The organism is Fructobacillus sp. ESL1129 (assembly GCF_058507945.1).
In genome coordinates, this window is sequence record NZ_CP196668.1 from 522,880 (window position 1) to 535,664 (window position 12,785).

Consider the following 12,785-nt stretch of genomic DNA (forward strand, 5'->3'; position numbering starts at 1 on the left):
AAAGAGACGCTCTTAAAAGCGTCTCTTTTATTTTTGATCTTCATTTTGTTGTCGTTGTTCTTTCAGCTGAGCAAGCTGTTCTTCGAGCTGTTGCTCCGCTTCAAGCTGAGCATCGATTGTCACAGCCTTTGGACCCATGGACTTCTTCATTTGGAGCTGTCGGTCAGCATCCCAGAATTCACCGGCAACCGAAACCGTTGACAGCAGGTCAATGAAAGCACCTGGATCAACCGAACGGACGGCTTCCTGCATTTCGAATAATTCAAAACGCGAAATGACCATCATCAACGTTGTTGACTCACGCTTTGTGTAGGCCCCGGATGACGGGAAAATCGTAATCCCACGAATCAAGTCGCGGTGAAGCACATCGATGACTTCTTCGCCCTTCGACGTCACAATCATGGCCGTCAGCTTTTGATAACCCGTGTAAAGGGTATCAACGACCTGACCCGTTGCGTAAATACCAATGAGTGTATACATGGCATTCTGCCAACCAATAAAGAAACCGGCAATCAGCACGATAATCCCGTTCGCCACGTTCATAAAGGCACCGATGGCCTTCCCCGTTCGTTTCTGCACGATTAACGAAATAATATCAAAGCCACCCGTTGAAAAGCCGTAACGCATCGCAACTCCGATTGAAGCACCAACTAGCAAACCACCGAATAACGAGGCCAAAAGTGGTTGCGTTGTGAAGGGCTCAGCCGGCACGACAATCAACATAATCGAAACGACCACGGCATTCAAAAACGAGAGAATGGTGAACTTACCACCAATCATTTTAAAGCCGATAATTCCGATGGGGATGTTAAAAAGTAAGAAGAACACACCAGTTTGAATGTGCAAATGCAGGAATTGGGCAGACGACAAAGACATCAACTGGGAAATACCATTTAACCCAACGGAAAAGATGTTATTTGGAATTAAAAAGTAATTCAGTCCCGCCACCTGTAGAGCAACAGAAAGGAAGAAAAAGACGACGGTTAAGGCGATTTTACGCCATTTCTTTCTTTGGTTTGCCATGAAAAGCCCCCTGTTTCGCGTTTTGTTTACTTTTTCCATCATATCATAGAATCACCCATCTCATAAGGGGACAGGGCTTAATTTAATTCAAAATAAAAAGCCCGGTTTAAGTAAACCGGACTCATGATTAGATTAATTGACTTTCCCCCGATTGAGTACTTGGCGAAGCAAGCCAAAGCGCTTATAAAGGAAAAGCAGAACAACCGCCCCGACACCGACGGATAGGAAAGTCGCGAGGCCAGCGCCCAACTTCGAACTATCCCCAAGGAGAAAATGAACAGAAAACTTTCCTGTTAGGTAGGCAATCAGCGCCATGACACCAGAAGAAAGGTAAGCTAACAGGAGCGTTTTGTTCATCTTGGCAAACGATAGGTCATAGGCCTTAAAGAGATAGGACAACATCTGGTAGAGCGACCAACCAAGACCGAGTCCTGTGGCAATTAACGCACCCATTCCTTGGAAGAGGTAAATCAGTGGTATTTGGGTCACCAGCTTAATTAACAATCCGTAGCCAAAGGCCCGCATGACGACTCTTCCTTGGGACAGCGCCTGTAAGACAAAGGCTAGTAGCATGAAAAGAGCCATGACGATTGTTAGCAAGGCAGAAAACTGAAGTAAGTAAATACCCGCTTCTGCCGTATCATCAATCGGGTAGAAGAATTTATAAAGAACATCGGCGATGGCATACATCCCCAAAGCCGATGGCAACAACACCAAGGCAGTTAGCTGAAGCGTGGCCATTAGTTGTTGTTTCAAACCAGCCAAATCCCCCGCTGCCTTCTTTGCTGCCAAGATGGGTAATGCCGTTGCGGCAATGGAAGTGGCAAAGGAGATGACAATCATGACCAACTTGTTGGGGTTGGCGGAAAACAAAGCAAACTGCACCTGTAGATTATCCCCTGAGCTGTGGAAAAAGGCTTTCATCAAAGGGAAAAACGAGTACTGATCCACAGCCAAGAAAAGATTAGTGGAAGCACCAATGATCACGAAAGGCCATGATTCCTTCAAAATGGATAACACCATTGATTGGGCTTTATCAGGGGTAAAGAGTGAGAAGAATCCTCTACCGGACTTCTTTTCACGATGGTAAACGAGACTACCGGTGAGTGGCTTTCGAGGATGAATCAACTTCTTATAACGCACCCAACCATATGCTAAGACAGTAATGGCAAACAGTGCCCCAACAAAGGCCGCAAAAGTCGCCTGAACGACAGCTCCCGTCCAATTACTGCCATCATGACTCAGCACAACCCAGGTTGCTACCAGCAGATAGATGATTCGTCCCACCTGCTCCACGATTTCAGAAAGAGCCGAGATGTGCATCAACTGGTGCCCCTGGAAGACACCCCGCACCATCGACATCGCTGGAAAAACGAGGACGGCTGGTGCAAGTGAATGCAAGACAGGAACAACGTTTGGGTTACCATTTGAAAGGACGGGTGCCGCTACGTAGAGTAATACAGCAAAGCAAATTCCCAGTAAAGTGCCAATCTGCAGGGATTGCTTTGTTAGCGACCACAAACCATCGTCATCTTCTTTGGCAATCAACTGCGCCATGACTTTAGAAATTGCGGAAGGGAAACCAAACGTCGCCACGGACAAGAGAATCCCGTAAATATTGTAACCCTGTGAGAAAAGAGCGTTCGCTTGGTTGGCAGCCGCCCCAAACATGGCTAACCAAGGCAAAATAAAGGCTGCACCGAGCAAACGTGACACAATGTTTCCCAGTGATAACCAGAATGAGCCACGAACTAAGGCCTGGTTGTCATTCTTGGCTTTCGTTGCCGGTTGTCCAGCTAACTCTGATTCGCTTTCCGTGTTTAAGCCTTCGGCGACCGTTTGCTGAATAGCAGCGGAATCAGAAGGCGTCTGCCCGAATGATTTCAGTGATTGATCAGCCAAATCATCTGTTTCGCCTTCGGCTGCCATTTCGTGATGGTTTTTTTCGAACCAGCCTTTGGTTCGGTCCCCCTCTTTCTCCAGCAATGCTTTATCATCTTGAAAGGAATCGCCAAGAAAGGAGGATTTCTTTTTTGGATTTTTGTTAGACAAAAATCCTTTAAAAAATCCCTTCTGTTCTTCAGATTTTCTTTTACTTAAGGCTTTTTTACCTCGTTCTTGCCGTCTTGGTCCCAAATTTTCTTCCAACTTTGCCAAGAGCTCTTCAGCAGTTAACGACTGATCGTCCTGAGTGTTGTTATTCATCTGTTTGAAAACATCCTTGTGATCTTTTTGAGTCATTATAAGCCAGATACTCCTTTAATATGTACCCCGAAGAAACGATTCCTCGGGTTATGGCTAATTGACTTACTTAGCCACAATGTTAACAAACTTGCCAGGAATGGCAATGACTTTCTTGATAGACAAACCATCCAAGTACTTCTGTACCTTTTCGTCAGCCTTCGCAGCTGCTTCCATTTCTTCCTTGGATGCATCAACTGACATTACCTGCTTCGAACGCACCTTACCATTAACCTGGAAAATGATTTCCTTTTGGTCGTCGATCAGCGCCTTTTCATCGTAAGTTGGCCAAGCAACAAAGGCAATGGATTCCGTTGAACCAGTCAACTTTGACCAGAGTTCCTCGGCCAAGTGTGGTGCAAACGGTGCGAGCAACTGAACGAACCCTTCCATGTAGGCGGCTGGACGTTGGTCTTGCTTATAAACTTCGTTAACGAAAACCATCAACTGTGAAATGGCAGTATTGAAGTGCAGATTCTCCAAATCATCCGTTACCTTCTTGACCGTTTCGTTGTAGACCTTTTCCAGTTCCTTTGATGTACCATCCGTTAACTTATCCGTCAGCGAACCATCTTCGTTGACGAGCATACGCCAAACACGGTCCAACCAACGACGAGAACCCGTCACTCCGTCTTCGGACCATGGCTTGTTTTGCGTCAATGGACCCATGAACATTTCGTAAATGCGAAGCGTGTCAGCTCCGTATTCGTTAACGATGTCATCCGGGTTCACAACGTTCCCCTTAGATTTGGACATCTTCTCGTGGTTACCACCAAGAATCATTCCTTGGTTGACCAACTTGTGGAACGGCTCCTTGTTTGGTACCAAGCCAAGATCGTACAAAACCTTGTTCCAGAAACGTGCGTAGAGCAAGTGCAACACGGCGTGTTCGGCCCCACCAACATAGAGGTCAACGTTTTGCCAATAATCCAAGGCCTTCTTTCCAGCCAAAGCATCTGGGTTCTTTGGATCCATGTAACGCAAGAAGTACCAAGATGATCCGGCCCACTGTGGCATCGTGTTGGTCTCGCGACGGCCCTTCACGCCGTCTTCACGCGTCACTTCCAACCAATCCTTAGCGTTAGCCAATGGCGACTCACCAGTACCGGAAGGCTTCATCTCATCCTTAGTTAAACGAGGCAAGCGGAGTGGCAATTCGTCTTCTGGAACCAACGACATCGTGCCGTCTTCCCAATGAATAACTGGGATTGGTTCACCCCAGTAACGTTGGCGGGAGAAGATCCAATCGCGGAGACGGTAGTTGACTTTCTTAGCGCCGGCATCGTGTTCTTCCAACCAGGCGATCATCTTGTCGATGGCTTCCTGCTTGTTCATGCCGTCCAAGAAGCCGGAGTTGATGTGGACACCTTCGCCCGTGTAGGCTTCCTTGGTCACATCGCCACCTTCAATGACCGGCTTGATTGGCAAGTCAAACTTCGTGGCAAAGTCCCAGTCACGTTGGTCGTGTGCTGGCACACCCATGACCATTCCAGTTCCGTATGAAGCCAAAACGTAGTCGGCAATCCAGATTGGCAACTTGTCGCCATTAACTGGGTTAATGGCATAGGCACCAGTGAAGACACCGGACTTGTCCTTGTTCAAGTCCGTTCGTTCCAAATCGGACTTCAAAGCAATTTGCTTTTGGTAGGCCGTCACGGCTTCACGTTGGTCAGCCGTGGTAATCTTGTCAACCAAGTCGTGTTCAGGTGCCAAAACGATGTAAGAGGCACCAAAGAGCGTGTCGGCACGGGTTGAGAAGACCTCGATTTGGTCTTCAGGGTCGTTTTCAATGGCGAAACGAATCGTTGCACCAACCGAACGACCAATCCAGTTTCGTTGCTGTTCCTTGATGGCTTCTGGCCAATCCAAGTCGTCCAGGTCATCGATCAAGCGGTCGGCGTAGGCCGTAATCTTCAAGACCCACTGCTTCATTGGCTTGCGGTATACGGGGTAACCACCACGCTCCGTCTTGCCATCAATCACTTCTTCGTTGGCAACAACCAAACCACCGCCTGGAAAGTCGGGAGCCCAGTTCACCATCATTTCATCTTCGTAAGCCAAGCCCTTCTTGTAAAGCTGCTCAAAGATCCACTGTGACCACTTGTAGTATTCTGGGTCGGTCGTGTTAATTTCACGATCCCAGTCGTAAGAGAAGCCAAGTGATTGAATTTGGTTTTTAAAGGTCTGAATGTTTTCGTTGGTGAAGGTTGCGGGATCATGGCCTGTCTTCAAAGCGTACTGTTCGGCTGGCAAACCAAAGGCATCCCAACCCATTGGATGCAAAACGTTGAAGCCCTTAGCACGCTTGTAGCGGGCAACGATATCCGTTGCCGTATAACCTTCTGGGTGACCGACGTGCAAGCCCTGCCCAGATGGGTAAGGAAACATGTCCAAGACATAGTACTTGTCCTTAGAAGGGTCTTCAGTTGCCTTAAAAGTCTTATTGCCTTGCCAGTAATGCTGCCATTTCTTTTCAATATTTTGGTGATCGTATCCCATTTTATCTCCTCTTTTTCTAAATAAAAAAGCCCTACATCAGCCCAAAAAAGCTGACGTAGGGCGGTTGAAACCGCGGTCCCACCTACATTTTACCAAAGATTTCTTTGGCCTCAGCGCCTTAACGCGGCATGACGGATTGACTACTTCGGTTCACCAATCACGCTTTCAACCGAGTTCATAACGTTGGTTGGTAAGCTTTCAGCCCCGCTCACTTTCTGATGCTCCGTCGTTACTACTAGTGTTGAAAAGTACTATTATTATAACACAAGATTCGCTATACTATCAGTATAATTCCTGGAGGTTGCCAATGACTTTTTCAAACGAACGCTTCTTACAAAACTTTTTAGAAAATGAAGTACAGACGGACATGTTAGTCGTCGATGGGCATGCCGGTAATGGACAAAAAACCCGATTTCTCGCCTCTCGCGTTGGTAAAAACGGCATGGTGCTTTCCTTCCACGATGACCGTGAAGCAGCCAATAAAACCGCTGCTTCCCTCTTTATGGCCGGTCTGCAAGAGCGAGCAACCATTGAAAACGGTGGTCTATCGGAAGAAGGACTCCAGAAAGAATTAGGGCGCTTAACCAAAGCCGATCTCATGATTTTGGACTACTCATCTTCTGAAACGATCAACCATCATCAGATCAATGCTGACTGTGATGTTGCCTGGGAATTTTTAAAAGAAAGTAGGCAATTACTCGTTCTTATCAGTGCCAACGATGACTTTTCTACTGTGCGAAAAGTGATTCTGACTGACCTAGCCGACTGTGCTTCATCTGCCCTTTTTGCCGCAGACGATGGCTCAACCCTTATTTTTGAAAAGAAAGCAACCGAAGAATAGCATCTTTTATCTTGGCTTAACCATGCATGCGTTATACTAATAGCAAGCAAACGAAAAAGGAGTAAACGAATGGCACGAATTGTAAATCAAGAAGAGCACCTCAACAACCCCATGAAGGATTTCATCGTCCTTCCAAACCCCGCCTCTGATAAGGAAAAAGAAGAACGCGCTAAGGCCTTGGGCCAAATTAAAAAGAATTAAGCGACTATACACAAAAACAGCGACTCCATTAAATGGAATCGCTGTTTTTTTATTTTGTCATTCAGACTTACTTATCGGACTTTTTGAAACAAAAGGCCAAAGAAAGACTTGATAACGTAGCAGCTGAGAACAAAGCAAGTGCCGCATTCTTATGTGATTGCTGTGCCGTTTCAGGCAATTCAGCCGCTGTTTCCTTCACATTGTCATGCTTAACTTCGTTTGGCAGATTGTCAGTTCCTGGCTTAACTGGTGTCGTTTCACCAGCTCCAGTATTTGGCAATGCCTCATTTTCCTTGTTATCAGCAAGCACAACAGTTGCTGCTGACTGACCATTATTAGTCGATTCAGGCTTTACTGTTGGTGCTGGCGTCGGTGTTGGATCAACTGGCGTTGGCGCTGGTGCCGGTGTTGGGTCAACTGGCGTTGGTGTTGGCGCCGGTGTTGGGTCAACTGGCGTTGGTGTTGGTGCCGGTGTTGGATCAACTGGCGTTGGCGCTGGTGCCGGTGTTGGGTCAACTGGCGTTGGCGTTGGTGCCGGCGTTGGTTCAACTGGCGTTGGCACTGGTGCCGGCGTTGGTTCAACTGGTGTTGGCGCTGGTGCCGGTGTTGGGTCAACTGGTGTTGGCGTTGGGTCAACTGGTGTTGGCGTTGGTGCCGGTGTTGGGTCAACTGGCGTTGGCGTCGGTACTGGCGTTGGCGCATTCTTGGTATAAGTCACCGTCACCACTTGATCCTGTGCATCGGCATTGACCGTTGTCTCTGCCGCCACATTCTTTTGATCAGCCGTCATGCCATCAACAGCTGGACTTTCAACTGCATTAAAAGCATCACCAGACTTGGCTTGCCATTCATCGGCTGACAAAACCTTACCATTCACAGCATCAACTGTTGCATTTCGCTCAAAGCGAATAGACTGAGTCACACTCGGAGCAACCGTCTTTCCTTCAGAATCCACGTAGTTAACGGTACGGGTAACGCTCTTCGTCGTCACACCATCGATGTTATCGGCAGGTGTTACATTCTTGCTAGCGTGTGTAAAGTCCATAACCCAAACAATACGTATATCATTTCCTGTACCTTCAAACTCGCTAGTACTTAACTTTTGGAAGATATATCCACGAGTTCCGAGTTGCTTTATTTCAGAACGGATTTCTTCAATGAATTTCTTATCCATTGATGGGAAAACATTATTTGACTCTTCTTCAAAGGTTTCTCCGTTGTTATCCAAATCTTTGTACTTAATGATAAAGTGCGAACGGTCTAATGGCAAATAATAAACATTCACAATCACATCTTTCTGACCAGGATGCGTGAATGCAAAATCTGTATCCTCAGTTGAAAACATTCCTGTAATTTTTGGTGCTGAAATAGCTGCAAACTTATTATTATCAGTTTTCCAATCAGTTGCAGACTTAATTTGTCCTGTAACTACGTCGATTGTTACTTCTCGAGTATAGGTCACCGTTTGAACTACGCTAGGGGCCAATGTATGACCTTCTCGATCAACAAAATTAAAGGTACGAGTGATGTTCTGAACAGTCTCCACGCCATCCTTTGGGTTTTCAGGTGTGACCACTTCAGTTGCATGATGTACGTAAATCGTTTGGTCATCATAGCTAACAGCCTTGCCATCAACATAAGAGATTGTCTTGGAGCTGTTCTTGTATGCTTCAACATACTTATTCTCAAGCAAAGAAGCGGCGGTGTTTTCGACTTCATCAACAAAGTGAGAAGAACTTTCAGCTGAATCATCACTGCGATGAGAAAGATCCATCAAAACGGTATTCGTATCCAAATCAACGATTGCCCGTCGTTCGATATACAGAGCAGGATCATCATAGGTCACCGTAACCGTTTGGTTATCCGTGTTGGCATCGACCGTTTCTGCAGCAACTGTCGTTTGCTTAGTAATGCGATCTTCAAGAGTTGGGCTCGTAACTGCTTCAAAGTTAGCATCCGTTGATTGCCAAGCAGTGGCTGACTTTTCAGCCTTTGTTACGGCATCAATCGTCACGTTACGAGTGAAATGAGCTGTTTGTGTCACGCTTGGTGCAACGGTCTTTCCCTTCGTATCAACGTAGTTAATGGTACGGGTCACCGTTTTTGAAGTTTCCACGCCATCCTCAGGGTTTTCCGGCGTTACAGTTTTCATCTTGTGATGGAAGTATAGCTTATTAATTTGCGAAGAAACGGTCCGTCCGTTAACCACTTCGGTTGAATCTGAGAAGACATGCTTATCGTCTTCATTTTCATAACCGGATGCTTCCAAAGCGGCACCAGCATTCTCAGTATTGTCAACAAACGCATCGAAACCACTCATACTCTTTGGATCTAAATACGTTCCCAACAGTTTGTCGTGATAAAGAATTTTATCATTATCATCAACGTCATACATTGTCACTTCATAATAAAGATCTGTCGTACTTTGGTACTGAATTGTTTCAGCTTGATCACCAGTAGTTGCCGTCACCGTTTCACCGTCAACTGTCTTTTTTGGTGCAATCCAGCCATTCACTTCTGGCAATGCTACAGCAGTAAAAGTCGCATCCGTTGATTGCCAATCAGTAGCTGAAATTTCTTTACCAGTTACCTTATCAACCGTCACTTCACGTGTGAAATGAGCAGTTTGTGTGACAGAAGGCGCAATGGTTCTATTTAGGCTATCCACGAAGTTAACCGTACGAGTAACCGTCTTTGAAGTTTCCACCCCATCCTTAGGCTTTTCAGGCGTTACGACCTCAGTACCGTGCTTCAAGTAGACGTAAAGATTACGGCCACCCTTCGGAATCTCCATTCCGAGTCCCTCAATCACCCCATCAGGATGCTTAACCACTGGGCCATCAAAGTCAAGTGGAGTATCCAATTCAACTAGTTCTTTGTCCTTACTTTGAACTTCATAGCCTTGTGCTAACAGGTCATTCTGTTTGTCATTATATTCGACCATTCCAGTGAAATCATAGGCGTGTTTTCCATCTGAAGTGACAGCAACTTCTTTGTTGCTATCATCAACATCAATGAAATGAACGACATTCGAAGCATCCGTCGTTTTTACATAGTAATGAACAAGCGCTGCTGGCTGTTGGTCAAGCTTAAAAGCCGGCCAAATATTTGACACATCCTGAGCTGTGTAGCCACCAGTTTCCTGTTGATGATACATATAACTTGAGCGAAGCGTATAGCCAAGGGAAGAAAGATCATCGCTACCAACCGTATACTGATCAGTAAAATTACCGTGTTCCCCCAACAAAGTCATTGGTGAAATTTGATCACCAGTGTCTTGGTCAACATAGAATTCTTTGATTACTTGTGGGCTGTATGAACCATAGACAGGTTGGGCAAAGCCACGGACAACGTGTTGAGTGGCAACAAAGTTATCAAAGTTCTTGGCGTCCCACGAAATGGCTAAGACATAGGTAGCGGAAGCACCAGATTGGTTCAAATCGACTTTGTCATTAACACCAGCATCGGCACCCTTTCCATCAGTGAAAAGTGAGTAATTTTGGTCATTAGGGTGCACATAGTAAGCAAGCTCAACGGCATCGTTAAAGTCCGTTACCTGCTAGCCCGCTGCGTTCAGATAGTATCCCAGCTTAACGTGGGCTGTGGTACCGTTTGGATAAGTGTAAACAGCATCCTTTAACTGGCTGGTATCGGTAATCCCAAGGTCAGTCAACTTGGCTAAGGTGCCATCTTGCTTATAAACACCGACTCCAACTGCCTTCAAGATACCATTGGCAGCCGTGTCTCCCTGAGCAGTTGCCGTCACCGTCATGGCAACTTTCATACCTTCGGCAGAAATATCCGAGGCGTTGGCCGTTGGTGTGAATTGGTAAGTACGGTTTTCTTGCCAGTTATCCCAGTTAATGGTTTGCGTCGTCGCATCTGTTCCAAAAGTCTGGGTGTTTTTGTTTGCCTTAGCAGAACCAGTTGTGGCATCTAGTGATTGGCCGTCCCCCACTCGGTTGTCAAGTGATTCCTGGTTAGCATTCGTTTCTTCAGACTGAGTGGTCACATTCTTGGTAGCATTTGATGATTCTGAAGAATCAGCAGACACAGTGGTCGTCTCCTTCTTATTCGAAGAATTGTCTTCCTGCGTATTATCAGTCGCCGTCTTATTAGAATCATTCGTCGTATTCTTCTGATCCTGAGTCGTCGTATCAGTTGTTGACTTTGTCGTTGCCGCACTCTGATCAGTATCCTTGTTGCTAGTGGAATTCGTCGTGCTTGACTGGTCTTGAACAACCGTTTGTGCTGGTGTTTCGTCAGCATTGGCACGGTCAACTTGCGCAAAAGCAGCCATTCCAAAAAAAGCGATACCAGCAAAAAGCCATTGCTTACCGGACTTATACATCTTAAAATGCTTTCGTTCTTGAGGCTTTAATTCATTCATTTAGTTTATCCTTTTCCTCATTTCAGATTACTGAAATGTCATAATCAAATGACAACCATTACAGTTACATTAATTATCCTTTAAATGAAGATTAAATTCAATACAAAAAGGAAATAAAGCGTCTAGTTTAGAATGAAAAGAAACAAAGAAATTAAAGGCAAAAGAAAAAAGCCTGCCTAAGCAGACTTTTTAAAAACTAATGAATTAGTCTTCGATTTCAGTAACCGTTCCGGCACCAACAGTGTGGCCACCTTCACGAACAGTAAACTTCAATCCCTTTTCAATGGCAACTGGGGCGATCAATTCAACGTCGAACGTTACTTGGTCACCAGGCATAACCATTTCAACACCTTCAGGCAATTCTACGACACCAGTAACATCAGTCGTGTGGAAGTAGAACTGTGGACGGTAGTTAGTGAAGAATGGCGTGTGACGGCCTCCTTCTTCCTTAGTCAAGACATAAACTTCGGCCTTGAACTTCTTGTGAGTCTTGATTGAGCCAGGGGCTGCCAAAACTTGTCCACGTTCGATTTGGTCACGGTCGATACCACGGAGCAATGCACCGATGTTGTCACCAGCTTGTGCTTCGTCCAAAGTCTTACGGAACATTTCGATTCCAGTAACCGTCGTCTTTTGGATTTCATCCTTCAAACCAACGATTTCAACTTCAGTACCAGTAGTCAAAACACCACGGTCAACACGACCAGAAGCAACAGTACCACGACCAGTGATCGTAAATACGTCTTCGACAGGCATCAAGAATGGCTTGTCATCTTCACGTGCAGGAGTTGGGATGTATTCGTCAACGGCCTTCATCAAGTCCAAGATAACTTGTTCTTGTTCCTTGTCGCCTTCCAATGCCTTCAAAGCTGATCCCTTAATAACAGGAATGTCATCGCCTGGGAAGTCATATTCTGACAACAATTCACGAACTTCCATTTCAACCAAGTCAACCAATTCTTCATCGTCAACAAGGTCAGTCTTGTTCAAGAAGACAACCAAGTGTTCAACACCAACCTGGCGGGCAAGCAAGATGTGCTCACGAGTCTGTGGCATAGGACCATCAGTTGCGGCAACAACAAGGATGGCACCATCCATTTGTGCGGCACCAGTGATCATGTTCTTAACGTAATCGGCGTGACCTGGGGCATCGATGTGGGCGTAGTGACGTGCGTCCGTTTCGTATTCGATGTGGGACGTGTTGATCGTGATACCACGTTCCTTTTCTTCAGGGGCGTTATCGATTTCGGCAAAGTCCGTAGCGGTCTTTCCTTCTTTTTCAGCCAATACCTTTGAGATAGCGGCAGTCAAAGTCGTCTTTCCGTGATCGACGTGACCGATAGTACCAATGTTAACGTGGGGCTTGTTACGAACGTATGTTTCCTTAGCCAATGTAGTTTCCTCCAAAATTTTATTTCTCGGGGTAACCCCCAAGAAAATCGTATGATTATATTTTACAACGCTTGACGGATAAAAACAACCATTACAAACGCTTTTTCTGGCCGATGAGCCGAATTCAATTATACTAAGTTCTTAATTTTTTGTAAATACTTTTCCAAATAAAAAAGTATCCTGTTTTTTTGGTGATTT

Annotated in this window: 8 protein-coding genes; 2 read left to right on the top strand and 6 right to left on the bottom strand. The window is 45.8% G+C overall.

The window, feature by feature from the left end:
• Positions 1-27 precede the first annotated feature (27 nt).
• The 3 genes from ACSYSL_RS02535 to leuS form a co-directional block, all read right to left on the bottom strand.
• Entirely contained in the window at positions 28-1,023 is a 996-nt protein-coding gene (locus tag ACSYSL_RS02535; protein ID WP_491708971.1) for a YitT family protein, read from the bottom strand.
• A 132-nt stretch (positions 1,024-1,155) separates the two neighbouring features.
• A complete protein-coding gene (locus tag ACSYSL_RS02540) occupies positions 1,156-3,264 on the bottom strand; it encodes a putative polysaccharide biosynthesis protein (RefSeq protein ID WP_491708972.1) in 2,109 nt (702 codons plus the stop codon).
• Between the two features lie 66 nt (positions 3,265-3,330).
• Positions 3,331-5,763 (bottom strand): leucine--tRNA ligase, encoded by a 2,433-nt coding sequence (gene leuS, locus ACSYSL_RS02545; protein WP_491708973.1) that lies wholly within the window; start codon positions 5,761-5,763, stop codon positions 3,331-3,333.
• Positions 5,764-6,070: 307 nt separating this feature from the next.
• Here leuS and ACSYSL_RS02550 point away from each other — a divergent pair, with 307 nt between their 5' ends.
• Together ACSYSL_RS02550 and ACSYSL_RS02555 are read left to right on the top strand one after the other, a co-directional pair.
• Positions 6,071-6,604: a hypothetical protein gene (locus ACSYSL_RS02550; RefSeq protein WP_491708974.1), complete on the top strand. Its 534-nt coding sequence runs from the start codon at positions 6,071-6,073 to the stop codon at positions 6,602-6,604.
• Positions 6,605-6,673: 69 nt separating this feature from the next.
• Positions 6,674-6,805, top strand: a complete 132-nt coding sequence (locus tag ACSYSL_RS02555) for a hypothetical protein (RefSeq protein WP_010690486.1) — start codon at positions 6,674-6,676, stop codon at positions 6,803-6,805.
• 67 nt (positions 6,806-6,872) lie between these two features.
• On the opposite strand, the gene ACSYSL_RS02560 is transcribed toward ACSYSL_RS02555, so the two are convergent.
• The 3 genes from ACSYSL_RS02560 to tuf form a co-directional block, all read right to left on the bottom strand.
• Positions 6,873-10,322, bottom strand: a complete 3,450-nt coding sequence (locus ACSYSL_RS02560; RefSeq protein ID WP_491708975.1) for a mucin-binding protein — start codon at positions 10,320-10,322, stop codon at positions 6,873-6,875.
• 42 nt (positions 10,323-10,364) lie between these two features.
• Positions 10,365-11,195: a KxYKxGKxW signal peptide domain-containing protein gene (locus ACSYSL_RS02565; protein ID WP_491708976.1), complete on the bottom strand. Its 831-nt coding sequence runs from the start codon at positions 11,193-11,195 to the stop codon at positions 10,365-10,367.
• Positions 11,196-11,399: 204 nt separating this feature from the next.
• On the bottom strand, positions 11,400-12,587 hold the full coding sequence (gene tuf / locus ACSYSL_RS02570; RefSeq protein ID WP_010691831.1) for an elongation factor Tu: 1,188 nt from the start codon (positions 12,585-12,587) through the stop codon (positions 11,400-11,402).
• Positions 12,588-12,785 lie beyond the last annotated feature (198 nt).